Origin of the sequence: Microtetraspora fusca (genome assembly GCF_001570365.1) — a bacterium.
Classification (GTDB): domain Bacteria; phylum Actinomycetota; class Actinomycetes; order Streptosporangiales; family Streptosporangiaceae; genus Microtetraspora; species Microtetraspora fusca.
Genome location: NZ_BBYK01000071.1, coordinates 23,736 through 41,812, shown reverse-complemented (window position 1 = coordinate 41,812; position 18,077 = coordinate 23,736). Strand labels below are relative to the sequence as shown.

Below are 18,077 nucleotides of genomic sequence, written 5' to 3'. Positions count from 1 at the left end.
GACCACCATGCGCGATCCGGCCCTGCTGACCCCCTCCGAGGCGCGTGAGCTCTTCCGCCAGGGGCTCGTCACGCCCACCTCCGGCTGGTGCCGCGGCTGGACCCAGGCGAACCTGATCGCCCTGCCCAGAGACAGCGCGTACGACTTCCTGCTGTTCGCGCAGCGCAACCCGCAGGCGTGCCCGGTGCTGGACGTGACGGAACCCGGGGAGACCGGCGCGTCGATCTTCGCCGGCGACCTGCGCACCGACCTGCCCGCCTACCGCGTGTACGAGAACGGCGAGCCGGTCTCCGAGGTGACCGACGTCGTGGAGCACTGGCGTGACGACCTTGTCTGCTTCCTCATCGGCTGCAGCTTCACGTTCGAGGCGGCGCTGCTGGAGGCGGGCGTGCCCGTGCGCCACATCGAGGCCGGGACCAACGTGCCGATGTACCGCACCGCCCGCGACTGCCGCCCGGCGGGCGAGCTGTCCGGGCCGCTCGTGGTGTCGATGCGGCCGGTCCCCGCCGACCTGGTCGACACCGCGGTGCGGATCACCGGGCGCTACCCGGCCGTACACGGGGCTCCGGTGCACGTCGGTGACCCCGGCGCGCTCGGCATCGCCGACCTCGACCGGCCCGACTTCGGCGACCCGGTGGAGGTGCGTCCCGGCGAGGTACCGGTCTTCTGGGCCTGCGGGGTGACGCCGCAGGCGGCGGTGATGCGGTCGCGTCCGCCGTTCGCCATCGGGCACGCCCCCGGCCACATGGCGATCACCGACGTCCGGGACGGCGTCTACCACTACAACCCCGAGGTGACATTACTCAATCGGTGACAAAACCCCCTTCCGGTGAGAAGTTCGGAAGGATGAATGCCTGGACGGTTCCGGGATACCGGGAGGTGCGCGAGCTCGGCGCCGGCGGCGCCGGGCGGGTGGTGCTGGCGACCTACGAGGCGACCGGCGCCCTGGTCGCGGTCAAATACCTCCGTTCCGAGCTCCGGGAGGACCCGCGCTTCCTCGTCGGGTTCCGGGACGAGGCCCGCGTCATGGTCGAGATCAACGACCCCAACATCGTCCGGCTCTACGAGTACGTCGAGACGGCGGCCGGGGCGGCGATCGTCATGGAGCTGGTCGACGGCGTCTCGCTGCGCCGGATCCTCGCCGAGCACGGCACGACCAGCCCCGAGGCGGCGCTCGTCGTACTGAAGGGATCGCTGGCCGGCCTGTCGGCCGCGCATTCGTCCGGGGTGGTCCACCGGGACTACAAGCCGGAGAACGTGCTGGTCCAGGCGGACGGCACGAGCAAGCTGTCCGACTTCGGCATCGCGGCCCCGAGCGGCGTCCCCGGCCTGCCCGCCGGGACGCCCCCGTACATGGCGCCGGAGCAGTGGGAGGGCGCCCCGGCCGGTCCGGCGGCCGACGTGTACGCCGCGACCTGCGTGTTCTTCGAATGCCTGACCGGGCACAGGCCGTACCGCGCGGAGCACGCGGCGGGGCTACGGCGCCTGCACCAGAGCGCACCCCTGCCCGTCGCGGAGGTGCCCGCCTCGGTGCGCGGGCTGGTCGGACGGGGCCTGGCCAAGAATCCGGCGGACCGCCCGCCCACCGCCCGTGCGTTCATCGCCGACCTGGAGGCCGCCGCCGCGGCCGCGTACGGGCCCGAGTGGGAGCAGCGCGGACGGCGGCACCTCGCGGAGCTGGCGACCCTGCTCGCCCTGCTGTTCCCGCTGGCGCAGCCGGCCCGGCCGTCCGAGGCGGGCACCTCGCTGGCGCGTACCGTGCTGTCGGACCGGTTCGCCCACTTCGCCCCCAGGTTCGCGATCGGCGCGACGGCGTTGTCCGCCGTCATGGTGGCCGTGGTGGTGGCGGCGAACCGGCAGGCGACGGTGGCGGACGACAGCCGGCTGCCGCCCGCCGCGACGACGCCCGCCGCGTCCGCTCCGGCCGTGCCGCACACGCCGAAGGCATCTCAGCGGCCGGCGGAGGAGCCGTCGCGAGAGCCGCCGGACACGCCGCCCGGCAGCACGACGGGCGGCGCGAACGGCAGGCCGACCACGCCGGACACGGGTCCGACGCCGCGCCCCGCACCGCTCTCGGTCACCGATCTCGGCGTCACCGAGTGGGACGGACGGTCGGCCGTCGTCCGGGTGCGTACGACCACCGGCGGGGCGGTGACGCTGAGCGTCAGGTTCTCCGAGGGGCCGTCGCCCGACGACCTGCGCCCGGTGACGGCGCAGACCGTGCCGCTGCAGGGCGCGACCTTCTACTCCCCCGCCGTCCAGCACGCCTTCGCCGACCCCGCCTGCGGCACGTCCGTCTACCGTCGCGTCGAGGCGGCGACCGTTCCCGGAGCGCACGGGGGCGCCGCCGCCGCGACCGTCCAGGTGAAGGGGCCGCCGTGCCCGGCGCCCGCCGTGCGGAGCGTGGCGATCACCCGCTGGGACGGCGTCGCGGCGGCCGTCGAGGTCGGTACCGAGGGAGCCGGAGGAACCGGACCGGTCAAGGTGGTCGCCGAGTTCACCCGGGACGGCGCGACCGTGGCACGCGAGACGCGCACCCTGTCGGGACGCACGTCGTACGCCGTCGAGCTGACGCCCGACCCGATCAAGGTGGAGTGCGGAACGACCGCCGTGCTGGGGGTGCGGATCCGGACCGAACCCGCCGCGGCCAACGGCGCGCAGGCGAAGGAGACCCGCGTCACCGGCCCCGCCTGCGCCCCGCCGTCCGTCTCGATCGCCTCCTGGGACGGCACCGCGCTGGGCCTGCGGGTCACCTCCGGCTCCACCGGGCCGGTGACCGTCGTCGCGACCTTCACCCAGCGGCTGCGCGGCGCGGAGGGGACGACGACCTCCGAGCAGACCCGGCGAGAGATCCTGGAGGGGGACAAGGTCTACACGCCGTCGTTCTCGGTGTCGTTCAAGCAGGCGGGGTGCGGCGTCGAGGATGTCAGGAGCGTGAGCGTCACCCTGTCGCCCGGCGGGAGCGGCGCGACGAGGTCGGTCACGCTGCACGGGCCGCCGTGCCCGGATCCCGAGGAGACGCCGAGCGCCGACACGCCGAAGGACGGCGAGGACGCGGATCTTGTCCGTCAACCAAGCGTTCGCTAGGTTGAGATCACAGGTTGGGCGCTAGGCGGGAGGAAGCCATGGGCATGCTCGACGGCAAGGTCGCGCTGATCACCGGTGGGGCGCGCGGGATGGGCGCGTCACACGTCCGGCTCTTCCTCCAGGAGGGCGCCCGGGTGGTCTTCGGCGATGTGATCGACGAGGAGGGCAAGGCGCTGGCCGACGAGACCGGCGCGCTCTACCTCCACCACGACGTCACCCAGCCCGCCGACTGGGAGCGCGCGGTGGGCACGGCGGTCGAGGCGTACGGCCGGCTCGACGTGCTGGTCAACAACGCCGGCATCCTGATGTTCCGCCGGATCGCCGACATGGCGGTCGAGGAGTACCAGCGGGTCCTCGACGTGAACCTCAAGGGCACGTTCCTGGGCATCAAGTCGGTGATCGAGCCGATGAAGGCGGCCGGGGCCGGATCGATCGTGAACATCTCCTCGATCGAGGGCTTCATCGGGGCCGCCGGGCTGTCGGCCTACTCCGCGTCGAAGTTCGGGGTACGCGGCCTCACCAAGGCGGCGGCGCGCGAGCTGGCCCCCTTCAAGATCCGGGTCAACTCGGTGCACCCCGGTGCGATCAACACGTCCATGACGAGCAACCCCGAGCTCATGGCCGAGGTGGACGGCGAGCAGTTCGTCAAGTCGATGGTGATCAAGCGCTTCGCCGAGCCGGTGGAGGTCTCGCACGTCGTGGCGTTCCTCGCCTCCGACCGGGCCGGCTACTGCACCGGCAGCGAGTTCACGATCGACGGCGGCCTCCTGACCGGCGCCGGCTACTGACGCCCCCGCCGGCTCACTCGGGGATCGCGTTCACCCAGGGAGTCGGCGTGATGAACAGGCCGGTCGCCTCCACCAACACGGTGCCGTCGGGCAGGCTGATCGTGCCGTCCACCCAGGTCTTGCGCCCCTCCGCGCGAGTCGCGGTGGCCCGGCCGACGACCGGCTCCCCGTACGGCACGCGCCGGCGATAGCGGATCGTCAGCGTGCCGGTCATGCCCGCCCGGCCCGCCGCCGCGACGGCGTCGCCGAGCAGGTGATCGAGGATCATGGCGCTGACGCCGCCGTGCACGCTGTCGGGCGGCCCCTCGTGCGTGGGCCGGAACTCCAGATCGGCGCGGGAGCCGTCGGCGTCGCGCTCGATCACGAGCGGCAGGGCATGCGGGTTGCACGCGCCGGTGACGGCGTTGCCGAGGTGGCGGAAGCCGTTCCGCGTGAGCTCCGGGACCGGCGGACGGTCGCGGCGGGCCGCCTTGAGCCGCTCGGTGAGCGCCACGAGTTCGGCGGTGACGGCGGTCATCTCATCCTCGGACACGTCGGTGAGCACCACCGCGTCCATCAGCTCTCTGACCTGCTGGGCGAGCACGGCCTGAGCCGAGAGCCGCGCCTCCTCGTCGTACTCGGGGGCGAGATCCATCGTCATGCCCGTGATTGTAGAACGTGTTCCATCCATCTCAGCATTTGGGGTGATTTCACCATGTTTGGGTAAAGAAGCTTTGGTTTGTGCATATTTTGCATTGAACATCCCTTTTTGGATGGCTAGCCTCCCTCGTCACGTACGAGCCCAAACGACCGAACAGAGGCCCCATCCCCATGAGCCCCGAGATGACGAAGCTGCTGGAACTGCTGCGCTCCCAGGTCGGTTACAGCGCGCAAGGCAATGGCTACACCAAGTTCGGCCAGTGGTACAACAACGTGGAGCAGGACGCCGACTACTCCGACCAGCCCTGGTGCGACATGTTCCTGTCCTGGGGCGCGCGCCAACTCGGCTACGGCGACTGGTTCGGCCAGTTCGCCTGGACCGTCCGCCACGCCGAGTGGTTCAAGGAGCAGGGCGCCTGGGGTAACCGGCCCGCTCCCGGCGCCCTCGTGTTCTACGACTGGAACGGCACCGGCACGATCAGCGGCATCGACCACGTGGGCATCGTGACCAAGGTCATGGGCGACAAGATCCAGACGATCGAGGGCAACATCGACGGCGGCCGGGTGAGCATCAAGGTCCGCGGCCAGAACTCCGTCGTCGGCTACGGATACCCCGAGAAGATCAAGGAGCGGATGGAGAAGGGGCAGACGATCTCCGCGACCAAGGCGTCCGCGCAACAACTCGTCACGACCCCTCCGTACGACGTGAGCTCGCAGGCGGTCGTCGCCTCCGTCGTGGTCGCCGCGCTCGCCGTCGGCGTCATGCGGGCCCGCCGCCGCGTCCGCGCACGCATCCTCGGCGGGCGGCCGTCGGCACGCTCCCGGATGTGACTCTCCGGACTCTGTGACGACGTGCCGTACCGCGCGACGTGCGAGCCGGGGGTCAGTGACGCCCGGCCGTCGTGAGGTCCCGATCCGGCGCCTCGGCCGCCGGCTCCTCCTCGCGACCCTCGATCGAGATGTTCGGCAGGACGCGGTCCAGCCAGCGCGGGATCCACCAGTTGAGCCGCCCGAGCAGGACCATCGTCGCGGGCACCAGGAAGCCGCGGATGATCGTGGCGTCCACGGCGATCGCCACCGCCAGCCCGACGCCGAACACCTTCACCAGCGGGTCGGGATAGGCGACGAACGCGGTGAACACCGCCACCATGATCAGCGCCGCCGAGGTGATCACGCGCCCGGTCGTCCCCAGCCCCTCGGCCACGGCCGCCCGATTGTCCCCGGTCCGCGTGTACGCCTGCCGTACCGCGGTGAGCAGGAACACCTCGTAGTCCATCGACAGCCCGAAGAGGACCGCGAACAGCATCAGCGGGACGTAGTTGTCGATCGGCACCGAGAAGAACAGCGTATGCACGAAGGTGCCCTCGGGGGAGAAGGGCGGGTCCATGCCGACGAGCCGGCTGCCCAGGCCCATCGAGAACACGACGGCCAGGGCCCCGAACGCGGTGCCGAGGGACACCAGGTTCATCACGGCCGCCTTGATCGCCACCAGCGGGGCGCGGAACGCGAGCAGCAGGAGCAGCGCGCTGAGCAGCACGACGACCGCGACCACCAGCGGGGTCCGCCCCATGATGCGGTCCCCCGCGTCCGCGAGCCCGGCGACCTCGCCGCCCACGTGGACACGTACGCCCGGGATCCGGATCGCGCGTACCTGTGACACGACGTCGAGGGCGCGCGGGTCGCTCGGCGCGTACTCGGGGATCACCTGGACGAGCACGGACCTGCCGTTCTCGTTGACCTTGTGCGGTGACACGTGCGCGACGCCGGAGGTGTCCCCCAGCCTCCGGGTCAGCTCCCGTACGAGGGGGTCGGCCGGATCGGTGTCGGCGATCGCGCGGTCCAGTTCAGCGACGACGATGAGCGGCCCGTTCGCCCCGGGCCCGAACCCGACCGACACCAGCTCGTACGCCCGGCGCTCGGCGGTGCCCTGGTCCGAGTAGCCCTGGTCGAGCGCGCCCAGCTTCAGCGCCGTCGCCGGGGCGGCCAGCGCGGCGAGCACGACCACGGTGGCCGTGAGCACGCGCCACGGGCGCTTGGCGACCCAGGCGCCGAGCGCGGCCCAGCCGGTGGCGGGTCCGTGGCCGCGGCGGCCCGCCACCCGCCCCACCAGCGGCAGCCGGAGCGCGTTGACGCGGTGCCCGAGCAGGCCGAGCAGCGCGGGCACCAGGGTGATCGACGTGAGCACGGCGGACACGACGGAGATGCCGGTGATCCAGCCGAGCGTGCGCAGCATCGGGAACCCGGCCAGCATCAGGGCGCTCAGCGCGATGACGACCGTGCCGCCCGCGAAGAGGACCGCGCCGCCGGAGCTCGCCACCGTACGCCGGACCGACTCCCGTACCGGCACGCCGTCGGCGAGCAGCCGGCGGTGCCGCGACAGCAGGAACAGCGCGTAGTCGATGCCGACGCCGAGCCCGATCATCGTGGCCATGATCGAGGCGGACTTGGGGACGTCGACCACGTGCCCCAGGAGGCCGATCACGCCGAGCCCGACGCCGATGCTGATCAACGCGGTGAAGATCGGGATCAGCGCGGCGACCAGCGTGCCGAAGGCGAACAACAGGACCAGCAGCGCCACAGACACACCGATGATCTCGCTGGCGCCGGTCTTGATCTCCTTGTCGGCCGGCGAGCCGGAGGTCGCGGGCACCACCTCGATGCCCGCCTCCACCGCGGGCGCCGCCGCCGCGACGAGCTCGCTCGCGGTCTCGCCCTGCTTGGCGCTGTTCTGGCCCGCCAGCTTCACCGAGATCATGCCGATGCGCTGGTTGGACGCCATGCCGCCCATGCGGTACGGCGTCTGCGCCTCGACGACGTGGGGGACCTGCCGTATCCGGGCGAGGGCGTCGCCGACCGCCTTCTCGCGCTCCTTCGACAGGAGGGTGCCCTTCTCGGTGTACAGGACGAGCTGGACGGTGCCGCCGGAGTCGTAGCCGGGGCCGAACCCCTCGCGCATCAGCTCGTGAGCGCGCTGCGCGTCCGTTCCGGGGATGGCGACGTCGTTGCTGACCGGGCTGCCGAAGACCATGGTGAGGCCGGTGAGCAGGCCGGCCGCGAGCACCCAGAGAGCGAGTACGAGCCGCCCGTGCCGGGCGCACCAGCCGCCGAGACGTCCTAGCAACGAACTCATGGGATCCGCCCCGCCATGTCCCTGAAACGCCGTCCTGTACGGTCGTACAGGACGAGCGTAAGACGCAAATCACCTCGAATGCCGCGGCTCACTGGAAATGAGACGATGACCACATTCGACCCCGGGAACGACACCCGATCCCGCATCCTGGCCGCCGCCCGCGAACTGTTCGCGGAGCGGGGGTACGCCGGCACGTCGCTGGCCGACATCGCGGCGGCGGTGGGCCTGACCAAGACCGCCGTGGCCTACCACTTCCATCCGAAGGACCGCCTGGCCGCCGAGCTCATCACGCCCGCCGCCGAGGACGTGCTGCGACTACTGGGCATGGACTTCGGCGACGACCGCGCCGCCTACATCCGCGCCTTCGTCTCCTTCGCCGTACGGCACCGCACCGTCATCCGGCTGCTCATGGAGGACATCGGCGGCGCCGACGACGCCGCTCCCGGCACCACGGGCGAGGCGATCAGGACCTTCCGCGACGAGCTGTACCGGCGGCTGGCCGGGGACGACCCGGACCACACCAACCGCATACGCGCCTGGGCGGTGCTCGGCTGCGTGCAGGCCGCCGTCGTCAAGACCACCGAACTGCCCGCCGAGCCGGTCGAGGAGGCCGTCGTCCGCGCCGCGCTCGCGGTCTACCAATCCTGAGACCGGGACGCCCGTATCGGCTCGTCGGCGTCGATGCTCAGTCGACGATCCGTCGATGGTCCGTCGATGGTCAGGAGTCGCGGGCGAGGCGGCCGGTGTAGGCGACCTCGTCCGACCCACTCTTGATCACATCGACCGTGGCCTGCCGGTCGTCCTTCGTCCGGAACACGACGGTCCCGGCATAGCAGCTCTTCCCCGTCACCTGGTCCAGCCGCAGGACGAGGTCGCCTCCCGTCTCCTTGCGCCGGGTGAGCCGTCCCTCGCAGTGCAGGTCCGCGCCCCATCGCATTCGGGACGACCCGGACAGATAGATCTCGATCGGGAACGTCCGGGAGGCCGCGGGATAGCGGGCCACCCCGATCCACATGCCGTCGTGCGCGGCCGCGGCCCCGCCGCCGCCGTCCGCCCGCACGTCGCCGCCGCCCCGCACATGGCCACCCTGCGGCGCCAGGAAGACCGCTCCCCCCGCGAGGGCGGCCACCACGGCGATCCCGGCCGCCAGAAGAGGCCACCGCCGCCGGAGCCCGCCCGACCTCTGCACCGGAGCGCCCTCCGGAACAGCCGGAGCACCCGCCCGACCCGCCGCCCCCTCGCCCCGCGCCTCGCCGTCCGCCGTCGGGAAGCCCGCCGCCGTACCGCCGCTCCCCGGAAGGGTGCGATCGATCCCCCGGGGGACGGTCGCGGAGCCCCGCGCGCCATCGTCCCCATACGCGAGGACCGGCGCATCGTCCCGGCCGCCCATCGGCCCGTACGACTGCTGCGCCTGGGCGGCGGGCGCGGCGGACGCCTGTGCGGGGGGCGCGGCGAACGCCTGAGCGGGGGCCGGGACCGCCGCCCCTCCCCCGCCGAGCAGCCGGCCGAGCACCTCCTCCGCGGTCGGCCGGTCGCGCGGCTCGCTCGCCAGACAGGCGACCACGATCTCGCGGAGCGGGCCGTCGAGAGGCCCGAGGTCCGGCGTGCCGTACAGGATCCGGGCGAGGATGGCGCCGTACGTGTCGGCGGCGAAGGCGTGCCGCCCGCTCGCGGCGAACGCCACGGTGAGCGCCCAGCTGAACATGTCGCACGCGGGTCCGACGGGCTCGGCCCTGAGCTGCTCGGGCGCGAGATAGGCGGGTGTGCCGACCGGACCGCCGGTGGTCGTGGTGGCGTCGAGCAGGCGCGAGATGCCGAAGTCGATGACGCGCGGCCCGTCCGCGCCGATGAGGACGTTCGCCGGCTTGAAGTCGCGGTGGATCACACCCGCCCGGTGGATCGCGGCGAGCGCCGTCGCGGTCCCCACCGCGACCCGGTCCAGCGCGCCGTCCGACCTCGGGCCGTACGCCCGGACGTACTCCTGGAGCGAGACGCCGTCGATGTACTCGCTGACGATGTAGGGCCGGTCGCCGTCGAGATCGGCGTCCAGGACCTGCGCGGTGCAGAAGGGGGCCACCCGCCGCACGGCCTGGACCTCTCCGACGAACCTACGCCGGTCGCCGCCGTCGCCGGTCAGGCGGGCGCGGAGCAGTTTCACCGCCACCGGCGAACCGTCAGGCCCGGTGGCGTGGAAGACCACGCCCTGCCCACCCGCGCCGATGCGACCGTTCAGGAGGTAGCCGCCGAGCTGCTGTGGATCTTCGGGCCGTAGGGGGGAAAGCCGCGACACCCGCCATACCTACCACGATCACCCCAGACGCCCCCAACCAGGACGGCGCCCCCTCTATCCGACGACCTCGATCGGGCAGCGCGCCGACCCCGCCTTCGCGATCCTCGCGTCGCTGGTGACCAGGGGGCGGTCCAAGGTCTCCGCGAGCGCGACGTAGAGAGCGTCGTACGCGCCGCGGTTCTCCCGCAGGCCCCACGCCCCGACTTCGGTGGGCGCAGGGGACGGAGCCGGCAGCCGATAGCCTTTACGGCGTGCTGGAACAGATCACGGCGACGCGATACGTGACGCCGCTCAGGGAGGGCGGGTCGCTTCCCGGTGTCGTGGAGGCCGACGACCTCGGCACCTATGTCGTGAAGTTCCGGGGAGCCGGGCAGGGGCGGCGGGTCCTCGTCGCCGAGATCATCTGCGCCGAGCTGGCCCGGAGCCTCGGCTTCGCCACCCCCGAGCTGAAGATCATCGACATCGACCCGCAGCTCGGCGCGCGCGAGCCCGACGAGGAGATCCAGGACCTGCTGACCGCGAGCGCCGGGCACAACCTGGCGATCGACTTCCTCCCGGGAGCGCTCGGCTTCGACCCGCTCGGCTGGCGGCCCGACCCCGGCTTCGCCTCCCGGTTGCTCTGGTTCGACGCCCTGATCCACAACGTCGACCGGAGCTGGCGCAACCCCAACCTCCTCGTCTGGCACGGCGACGTGTGGCTGATCGACCACGGCGCCGCCCTCTGGTTCCACCACAACTGGCGGTCCGCCAACCCCCGGCGCGACTTCGACGGCAGCGACCACGTCCTCGCGCCGTACGCCACCGAGATGGACGCGGCCGACGCCGACCTGGCCCCGCGCATCACCCGCGACCTGCTCGACAAGGTGACCGCGCTGATCCCCGACGAGTGGCTGGAGGACGAGCCCGGGTTCGACGGCGCGCAAGCCGTACGCGACGGATACGTCGAGCACCTCCTCGCCCGCGTGCACGGCCCGCGCGACTGGGTGCCGAGCCCGGCCGCCGCGCCTCCGCCGGAGCGCGAACGGCAGGGCTCGATCGGCCGCTTCTGGCGGGCGGCGCGGGAGGAGGGCCGATGAGCCGCGACGTCTACGAGTACGCCGTGATCCGGGTGATACCCAGCGTCGAGCGGGGCGAAGTGATCAACGTCGGGGTGATCCTCTACTGCCAGCCCCGCGGCTACCTGTGCGCCCGGGTCGAACTGGACGAGGCCCGGCTGCGCGCGCTCAGCTCCTCCGTCGACCTCGCCGGCGTACGGCACGCACTGGACGCCTACGAGCAGGCCTGCACCGACGACGCCGGACCGCTCGACGGCGAGGCCCCGGGCAGCAGGTTCCGGTGGCTGACCGCCCCGCGCAGCACGATCGTGCAGACCGGCCCGGTCCACGCGGGCCTGACCTTCGACCCGGCGGCCGAGCTCGACCACCTGATGGAGCGGCTGGTCAGAACAGCACGGACATGAAAGTGTCGACCTCGCGGAAGCCGACCCGGCGATAGACCGCCCGCGCCGGCATGTTGTAGTCATTCACGTAGAGGCTGACCAGCGGCGCGAAATACTTCAGCGCCTGCTCCACGACGGCGGCCATCCCGGCCGAGGCGTGACCGCGCCCGCGCAGCTCCGGGTCGACCCAGACGCCCTGGATCTGGCACGCCTGCGGGGTGACCGCGCCGATCTCGGCCTTGAAGACCACCCGGCCGTCGTCGATGCGGGCGAGCGACCTGCCGATGCGGATCAGCTCGGCGACCCGCGAGCGGTAGAGCGCGCCGCCGTCCCCATTGTCCGGGGAGACGCCCACCTCCTCGGTGAACATCGCCACGCAGGCGGGCAGCAGGAGGCCGAACTCCTCGGGCTTGACCCGCCGTACCAGCGGGTCCGGCTCGACGGCGGGGGCGGAGCTGGTGGCCATCACCGGCTGGGCCCGGCGGATCGCCCGGGCCGGGCCCCAGTGCGGCTCCAGCCGCTCCCAGAGCTGCTCGACCGCGGTCGCGGGGCCCACGATCGACGAGCACCGGCGGCCCTGCTTGCGGGCGCGGTCGGCGAACGCGTGCACGGCCTCGCGGCCTGCGTTCACCGGGACCAGGTTGGCCCCGGCGTAGCAGAGCGAGATCAGCCCGCCGCGCGGGCCGTATCCCCACATCTGCCCCCCGAGCCGGGACGGACTCAGCCCGACGGACCTGATCCGGGAGGCGACGAAGACGTTGGCGACGGGATCGGAGTCGAGGAGCGCCAGCACCTCTTCGCGATCGTTGTCGTCGAGGACGCGCGACGCCGAAGTACGCAGCATCACGGGGCCAAGCCTACGCGACTGCCTCGATTTTGGAAGTTAGCGGACGCGTCCCAGCAGCAGCTCGGTCAGGAGCGCGTGGCCGCTCGGCCCGCCCGCCGCCATCGGGGTGACGGGACGCGGCTCGGTCGCGCCGTCGCACGCGGCGTCGGCCCCCTGACCGATCCGGCGCGGTGGCGTGGTCCCGTCCCGCAGATAGGCGGCGAGGTAGCGGTCCACGCAGCCGTTCCCGGCCAGCGCCACGCCGTGGTCGCCACCCGGCACGGTGACCAGCCGCGCGGTCGGGAACAGGCCGCGGACGCGCAGCGCGCCCGCCTGCGGCGTGGCCGCGTCGCGCCGGGCCTGGAACAGCAGGACCGGCGGCAGCTTCGCCGTCCCCACTCTGGGCGGGGTCCCGCCGCGCTCGGACCAGAAGGCGCACGGCGCGTTGTAGACGGCGTTCGGCCAGGTGAGGAACGGCGCCTGCGCGGCGACCCGCGTCGTGTCCGTGTGCCAGCGGGTCCAGTCGCGCGGCCACGCGGCGTCGCGGCACTGGACGCCCAGGTAGACGGCGTAGCTGTTCTCCTCGGCGGCGTCGTTGTCGACCAGCGCGTGGTAGGCGGAGACGAGCCCCGTGGTGTCGCCCTTCTTGACGTAGTCGGAGAAGACCTGGGCCAGGACGGGCCAGACGGAGCTCGAATAGCCGCCCACGGTGTACAGGTCGTCCAGCTCGCTCGGCCCGACCACGCCGCCCGCCGGACGGCTCCGCAGCCGGGAACGCATGGAGTACCAGGCGAAGCCGAGCCCGGACCCGGTGCGTCCCAGGCCGTACACATCGTCGTGCCGGGCGACCCAGTCGAGGAAGTCCCGGTGGCGCTGGTCGAAGGCGTAGTCCTGCGTGATGTTGGCGTCGTACCACACGCCCGCGGGATCGACGACGCTGTCGAGCACGAGCCGCCTGACCCGCTGCGGGAAGAGCGTCGCGTAGACCGCCCCCAGATAGGTGCCGTACGAGTAACCGAGATAGCTGATCTTGTCCTCGCCGAGGGCGCTCCGGATCGCGTCCATGTCGCGCGCGGAGTTCTCCGTCGTGAGGTAGGGCAGGAACCAGGCCCAGCGATTGCCGCACGCGTCGGCGTACTCGCGGGCGCGGCCGACCAGCGCCCGCTCCTCCGCGGCGTCGCGCGGCACGTTGTCCAGCCGTGGCGGGGCGAAGAAGCGGGCGGGGTCCACACAGCTGAGCGCGGGCTCGCTGGCCCCCACCCCACGCGGGTCGAAGCCGATCACGTCGTACCGCGCGGCCACGTCCCGCGGGAGCGAGCCCGCGACGAACGTGGCCAGCGAGCGCCCGGACGCGCCGGGCCCGCCCGGGTTGACCAGCATCACGCCGAGGTGGTTGCCGTCACGCGGAGCGGTCCCCTTGATCCGGTTGAGCGCCAGCGAGATCTGCTGCCCCTCCGGCACGGCGTAGTCGAGGGGGACGCGCAGGGTGCCGCACTCGACCTCGCCGACGGGCGCCTGCCGCTGCCCGGCCACCCGCCGGGTGACGTGCGCGCCCGCGTCGCCGATCCGGCCGAGCGTCTGGCCGAGCGCGCCGGTGGCCGGCCTGGCCTCCTCGCACGCCCGCCACGTGATCGCCTCCGGCATCGCCGTGCGGGCCCGGGCGCTCGTCGCCCCGGCCCCGCCGGCTCCGGTGACCGCCGCTCCGGTGACGAGCACCGTCGCACCCGCGACCATCCCGATGATTCGCCTCACCCGTACGCTCCCTCTGCTCAAACGGCAGAGGCCAGCTTGGCGTGGGTCACCACACGGTCACTCAGCGCATCCGAGGATGCCTGTCAGGGTGTAATCGAGGTATTGCGGAGTGTAACGATCAGCCGACGACGATCTGGGGGCCCGGGGCGTCGTCGTCGAGGTCGACGTCCACGCCCATCTCCTCGGCGAGGCGCAGCGCCTCCTCGATGAGGGTCTCGACGATCTGCGACTCGGGCACGGTCTTGATGACCTGCCCCTTCACGAAGATCTGGCCCTTGCCGTTGCCGGAGGCGACGCCGAGGTCGGCCTCCCGCGCCTCGCCGGGGCCGTTGACGACGCAGCCCATCACGGCCACCCGCAGCGGGACCTTCAGGCCGTCGAGACCGGCGTGGACCTGCTCGGCCAAGGTGTAGACGTCCACCTGGGCCCGGCCGCAGGAGGGGCAGGAGACGATCTCCAGGCCGCGCTCGCGCAGGTTCAGCGACTCAAGGATCTGGCAGCCGACCTTGATCTCCTCGACCGGCGGAGCGGAGAGCGATACGCGGATCGTGTCGCCGATGCCCTCGGCGAGCAGCGCGCCGAACGCCACCGCGGACTTGATCGTGCCCTGGAACGCCGGACCGGCCTCGGTGACGCCCAAGTGGAGGGGGTAGTCGCACTTCTGCGCGAGCAGCCGATACGCCTGGATCATGACGACCGGGTCGTTGTGCTTCACCGAGATCTTGATGTCACGGAAGCCGTGCTCCTCGAACAGCGAGCACTCCCACAGGGCCGACTCGACCAGCGCCTCGGGGGTGGCCTTGCCGTACTTCCTGAGGAGGCGGGGGTCGAGGGAGCCCGCGTTGACGCCGATGCGGATCGGCACGCCGTGGTCGGACGCCGCCTTGGCGATCTCGCCGACCTTGTCGTCGAACTTCTTGATGTTGCCCGGGTTGACGCGTACGGCGGCGCAGCCGGCCTCGATGGCGGCGAAGACGTACTTGGGCTGGAAGTGGATGTCGGCGATCACCGGGATCTGCGACTTCCTGGCGATCAGGGGGAGCGCGTCGGCGTCGTCCTGGGAGGGCACCGCGACGCGGACGATCTGGCAGCCCGCCGCGGTGAGCTCCGCGATCTGCTGGAGCGTGGCGTTGACGTCCGCGGTGAGCGTGGTGGTCATCGACTGCACCGAGATCGGAGCGTCCCCTCCGACCGGGACCGAGCCGACCATGATCTGCCGCGACACCCGCCGCTGGGCGATCGGCTGGGTCCTGACGGTGGGAATCCCGAGATCAACAGACATTTCAGCACCTTGGGTTCTGGTCGACGGCCGCGTGCGGGCTCTCCCAGTCTAGGGAGTCCGCCAAGATCTCCGGCCCGGTGGTCGGATTGTCCGGATCTGCGAAGCAGGGCGCGGCCAATGAAGGTTTCATCACCCGGCGTCCGCGTACGGCCGCCTGAACTGCGAGGACGCGGAGCGGCCGGTACGGCGGCCGCCGCCGTCCTGGGCGGGCGCGCGGGCCGGGGTTAGTGTCCGGAGCGCGTGAGCGCTTACGCGCAAATGGTCCGGTATGTCAGCGGCTGTCCCCCGGCCGGCGGGCTTCGCATCGCCCGCGGTGCCGTGCCGCGCCACGAGTGCGGCAGCCTTGACCACGCGAAAGGGTAACCCGTGGGAGCACCACGAAGAACACGGTCACGAGTGACCGTCGCCACCGTCGTCACCGCCCTGTCCGCCCTCGTCGCCGCCGTGCTCATCGCCTCCCCCGCGTCCGCGCACGGGGCGCCGATGGTCCCGGGCAGCCGCACGTACCTGTGCTGGAAGGACGGCCTGACCCAGAGCGGCGGCATCGTCCCCAACAACCCGGCCTGCGCGGCCGCGGTCGCCCAGAGCGGGACGAACGCGCTCTACAACTGGTTCGCCGTCCTGCGCTCGGACGGCGTGGGCCGCACGTCGGGCTTCATCCCCGACGGCAAGCTGTGCAGCGGCGCCGCGGTCGTCTACGACTTCAGCGGCTTCGACCTGCCACGCGCCGACTGGCCGGTGACGCACCTGACCTCCGGCGCGGCGCTGCAGTTCAAGTACAACAAGTGGGCGGCCCACCCCGGCTCGTTCCGCTCGTACATCACGAAGGACTCGTGGAGCCCGACCAGGCCACTCGCCTGGAGCGACCTGGAGTCCACGCCCTTCTACAGCGTCACCGACCCGCCGAGCGTCGGCTCCCCCGGCAACGAGGACGCGTACTACTACTGGAACGCCACGCTGCCGTCAGGCAAGAGCGGCCGCCACATCATCTACACCGTGTGGCAGCGGTCGGACAGCAACGAGACGTTCTACAGCTGCTCGGACGTCGTGTTCGACGGCGGCCACGGCGAGGTGACCGGGGTGGGGCCGGGTGGCTCGTCCCCCTCGCCGAGCCCGTCCTCCAGCCCGTCCTCCAGCCCGTCGGCGAGCCCCAGCCCCTCCCCCTCGCCGAGCCCCTCGACCTCTCCGGGAACGGGCCGCTGCACCGCGACGTACGCGATCACGAACCAGTGGCAGGGCGGTTTCCAGGGCGAGGTGACGGTGCGCAACACCGGGACCTCGTCGACCACGCGCTGGACGGTCGGCTGGACGCTCCCGTCCGGCCAGACGATCACCCAGGTTTGGAACGGCATCAGTAGTCAGACGGGCGCCTCGGTGACGGTGAAGAACGAGAGCTACAACGGCTCCCTGGCCCCGAACGCCTCGACGACGTTCGGCTTCCTGGGCAACGCCTCGGGCGCGGTCACCGCTCCTTCGAGCGTCACCTGTACGGCGGCCTGACCGCCTGACGGAGGCGCGGGGACCCGGGACGGGCGCGAGCACCGCTCCCGGGTCCCTCAGGCCGTCAGCTCGGCGGCACGGGAGCGGGCCCACTCGTCGGCCGCCAGCACCTCTTCCATGGTGGACGCCTGGCCGGTCACGTGCTCGGACACCACCTGGGCGACCGTGTCCACGATCCCGGGGAACGGCAGCGCACCCTTCAGGAACGCCTCCACGCACACCTCGTTGGCCGCGTTGTAGACGGCGGGGGCCGTGCCGCCCTGGGCGCCGACCTGGCGGGCCAGCGAGACCGCCGGGAACGCCTCGTCGTCGAGCGGCTCGAAGGTCCAGGTGTGCGCCTGGGTCCAGTCGACGGGGAACGCCGCGCCGGGCACGCGCTCGGGGTACCCCAGGGCCAGCGAGATCGGCAGCCGCATGTCGGGCGGGCTCGCCTGCGCGATCGTCGAGCCGTCCACGAACTCGACCATCGAGTGGATCACCGACTGCGGGTGGACCACGACGTCGATGCGGTCGAACCCGATGTCGAAGAGCAGATGCGCCTCGATCACCTCGAGGCCCTTGTTGACCAGGGTCGCCGAGTTGATCGTGATCACCGGCCCCATGTTCCAGGTCGGGTGGTCGAGCGCCATCTCGGGCGTGACGTCCCACAGCTCCGCGCGCTTCCTGCCGCGGAACGGCCCGCCGCTCGCCGTGACGACGAGCCGCCGGACCGTTCGCGCGTCCGCTCCCGAGGGACCGGCCGCCCACAGACACTGCGCGAGCGCGGAGTGCTCCGAGTCCACCGGGAGGATCTGGCCCGGCTTGGCCAGCCGCTTGACGAGCGGCCCGCCGACGATCAGCGACTCCTTGTTGGCCAGGGCCAGGTCCCGGCCCGCCTCCAGCGCGGCCAGCGTCGAGGTCAGGCCGAGCGCGCCGGTGATCGCGTTCAGGACGATGGGCCGGTCCGCCCCGTCCGCGCCGCCGGACGGCCACGCGGCGACCTCGGCCACCCCCTCGGCGCCCGCGAGGACCGTGGGCGCCGCTCCGTGCGCGGCCAGCGCGTCCTTCAGGGCCGGTACGGCCGACGGGTCGGCGACGGCCACGGCCTCCGCGCGGAACTCGGCGGCCTGGCGGGCGAGCAGACCGACCCGACCTCCGCCGGCGGCGAGCGCGGTGATCCGGAGCCGCTCGGGGTTCCGGGCGACGACGTCGAGCGCCTGGGTGCCGACGGAGCCGGTGGAGCCGAGAAGGACGACGGGGCGCGGGCTGCATTCAGGAGTCATCGTCCCATTGTCTCGCCATCGCCGTCGCCCGGGACGTCAGGGGAACGCGGGCGCGGCGACGCGCCGACGTTCACCAAAAGTAG

The 18,077-nt window shown here is 72.2% G+C and carries 15 protein-coding genes; 8 read left to right on the top strand and 7 right to left on the bottom strand.

The annotated features are described in order from the left end of the window. Positions 1–7 precede the first annotated feature (7 nt). The 3 genes from AWQ68_RS33655 to AWQ68_RS33645 are packed head-to-tail and all read left to right on the top strand — an operon-like array spanning position 8 to position 3,875. Positions 8–814, top strand: coding sequence for a putative hydro-lyase (locus tag AWQ68_RS33655; protein WP_066948574.1), 807 nt, complete (start codon positions 8–10; stop codon positions 812–814). Between the two features lie 32 nt (positions 815–846). After that, complete coding sequence (locus AWQ68_RS45395) at positions 847–3,087, top strand: serine/threonine-protein kinase (RefSeq protein WP_084464691.1); 2,241 nt, start codon at positions 847–849, stop codon at positions 3,085–3,087. 38 nt (positions 3,088–3,125) lie between these two features. Further along, entirely contained in the window at positions 3,126–3,875 is a 750-nt protein-coding gene (locus AWQ68_RS33645) for a glucose 1-dehydrogenase (protein WP_066948568.1), read from the top strand. A 13-nt stretch (positions 3,876–3,888) separates the two neighbouring features. On the opposite strand, the gene AWQ68_RS33640 is transcribed toward AWQ68_RS33645, so the two are convergent. Next, positions 3,889–4,515, bottom strand: a complete 627-nt coding sequence (locus tag AWQ68_RS33640) for a PaaI family thioesterase (RefSeq protein WP_066948566.1) — start codon at positions 4,513–4,515, stop codon at positions 3,889–3,891. Positions 4,516–4,697: 182 nt separating this feature from the next. Between AWQ68_RS33640 and AWQ68_RS33635 the strand changes: the two genes are divergently transcribed. Beyond that, a complete protein-coding gene (locus AWQ68_RS33635) occupies positions 4,698–5,345 on the top strand; it encodes a CHAP domain-containing protein (protein WP_066948563.1) in 648 nt (215 codons plus the stop codon). Between the two features lie 52 nt (positions 5,346–5,397). On the opposite strand, the gene AWQ68_RS33630 is transcribed toward AWQ68_RS33635, so the two are convergent. After that, entirely contained in the window at positions 5,398–7,644 is a 2,247-nt protein-coding gene (locus AWQ68_RS33630; protein ID WP_066948560.1) for an MMPL family transporter, read from the bottom strand. 105 nt (positions 7,645–7,749) lie between these two features. On the opposite strand from AWQ68_RS33630, the gene AWQ68_RS33625 reads away from it, so the two are divergent. Further along, a complete protein-coding gene (locus tag AWQ68_RS33625) occupies positions 7,750–8,292 on the top strand; it encodes a TetR/AcrR family transcriptional regulator (RefSeq protein ID WP_066948557.1) in 543 nt (180 codons plus the stop codon). A gap of 70 nt (positions 8,293–8,362) precedes the next feature. On the opposite strand, the gene AWQ68_RS33620 is transcribed toward AWQ68_RS33625, so the two are convergent. Beyond that, complete coding sequence (locus AWQ68_RS33620) at positions 8,363–9,934, bottom strand: serine/threonine-protein kinase (RefSeq protein WP_084464688.1); 1,572 nt, start codon at positions 9,932–9,934, stop codon at positions 8,363–8,365. Between the two features lie 251 nt (positions 9,935–10,185). Here AWQ68_RS33620 and AWQ68_RS33615 point away from each other — a divergent pair, with 251 nt between their 5' ends. Together AWQ68_RS33615 and AWQ68_RS33610 are read left to right on the top strand one after the other, a co-directional pair. After that, the gene (locus tag AWQ68_RS33615; protein WP_066948552.1) at positions 10,186–11,010 is read left to right on the top strand and encodes a HipA family kinase; all 825 of its coding nucleotides are present in this window, start codon (positions 10,186–10,188) and stop codon (positions 11,008–11,010) included. Further along, the gene (locus AWQ68_RS33610) at positions 11,007–11,393 is read left to right on the top strand and encodes a DUF3037 domain-containing protein (RefSeq protein WP_066948549.1); all 387 of its coding nucleotides are present in this window, start codon (positions 11,007–11,009) and stop codon (positions 11,391–11,393) included. Before AWQ68_RS33615 ends, AWQ68_RS33610 begins: the two co-directional genes overlap by 4 nt. Here AWQ68_RS33610 and AWQ68_RS33605 read toward each other — a convergent pair. From AWQ68_RS33605 to ispG, 3 genes are all read right to left on the bottom strand, one after another. Then, a complete protein-coding gene (locus tag AWQ68_RS33605) occupies positions 11,374–12,216 on the bottom strand; it encodes a GNAT family N-acetyltransferase (protein WP_066948547.1) in 843 nt (280 codons plus the stop codon). The genes AWQ68_RS33610 and AWQ68_RS33605 overlap by 20 nt on opposite strands. Before the next feature lie 39 nt (positions 12,217–12,255). Then, on the bottom strand, positions 12,256–13,950 hold the full coding sequence (locus tag AWQ68_RS33600; RefSeq protein WP_066948545.1) for an alpha/beta hydrolase: 1,695 nt from the start codon (positions 13,948–13,950) through the stop codon (positions 12,256–12,258). Positions 13,951–14,068: 118 nt separating this feature from the next. Then, positions 14,069–15,232 (bottom strand): flavodoxin-dependent (E)-4-hydroxy-3-methylbut-2-enyl-diphosphate synthase, encoded by a 1,164-nt coding sequence (ispG, locus tag AWQ68_RS33595; protein WP_066948543.1) that lies wholly within the window; start codon positions 15,230–15,232, stop codon positions 14,069–14,071. Positions 15,233–15,628: 396 nt separating this feature from the next. Between ispG and AWQ68_RS33590 the strand changes: the two genes are divergently transcribed. Continuing rightward, positions 15,629–16,732, top strand: coding sequence for a lytic polysaccharide monooxygenase (locus AWQ68_RS33590; RefSeq protein ID WP_245656359.1), 1,104 nt, complete (start codon positions 15,629–15,631; stop codon positions 16,730–16,732). A 56-nt stretch (positions 16,733–16,788) separates the two neighbouring features. Here the strand turns inward: AWQ68_RS33590 and dxr are convergent, their stop codons facing one another. Then, the gene (gene dxr, locus AWQ68_RS33585) at positions 16,789–17,994 is read right to left on the bottom strand and encodes a 1-deoxy-D-xylulose-5-phosphate reductoisomerase (protein WP_066948539.1); all 1,206 of its coding nucleotides are present in this window, start codon (positions 17,992–17,994) and stop codon (positions 16,789–16,791) included. Positions 17,995–18,077: the final 83 nt, after the last annotated feature.

Coding starts and splice junctions, on each gene's coding strand:
- AWQ68_RS33625 (WP_066948557.1), top strand. CDS start 7,750: ATGACCACATTCGACCCCGGGAACGACACCCGATCCCGCATCCTGGCC.
- AWQ68_RS33635 (WP_066948563.1), top strand. CDS start 4,698: ATGACGAAGCTGCTGGAACTGCTGCGCTCCCAGGTCGGTTACAGCGCG.
- ispG (WP_066948543.1), bottom strand. CDS start 15,232: ATGTCTGTTGATCTCGGGATTCCCACCGTCAGGACCCAGCCGATCGCC.
- AWQ68_RS33640 (WP_066948566.1), bottom strand. CDS start 4,515: ATGACGATGGATCTCGCCCCCGAGTACGACGAGGAGGCGCGGCTCTCG.
- AWQ68_RS33630 (WP_066948560.1), bottom strand. CDS start 7,644: ATGAGTTCGTTGCTAGGACGTCTCGGCGGCTGGTGCGCCCGGCACGGG.
- AWQ68_RS45395 (WP_084464691.1), top strand. CDS start 847: ATGAATGCCTGGACGGTTCCGGGATACCGGGAGGTGCGCGAGCTCGGC.
- AWQ68_RS33645 (WP_066948568.1), top strand. CDS start 3,126: ATGGGCATGCTCGACGGCAAGGTCGCGCTGATCACCGGTGGGGCGCGC.
- AWQ68_RS33605 (WP_066948547.1), bottom strand. CDS start 12,216: ATGCTGCGTACTTCGGCGTCGCGCGTCCTCGACGACAACGATCGCGAA.
- AWQ68_RS33655 (WP_066948574.1), top strand. CDS start 8: ATGCGCGATCCGGCCCTGCTGACCCCCTCCGAGGCGCGTGAGCTCTTC.
- dxr (WP_066948539.1), bottom strand. CDS start 17,994: ATGACTCCTGAATGCAGCCCGCGCCCCGTCGTCCTTCTCGGCTCCACC.
- AWQ68_RS33610 (WP_066948549.1), top strand. CDS start 11,007: ATGAGCCGCGACGTCTACGAGTACGCCGTGATCCGGGTGATACCCAGC.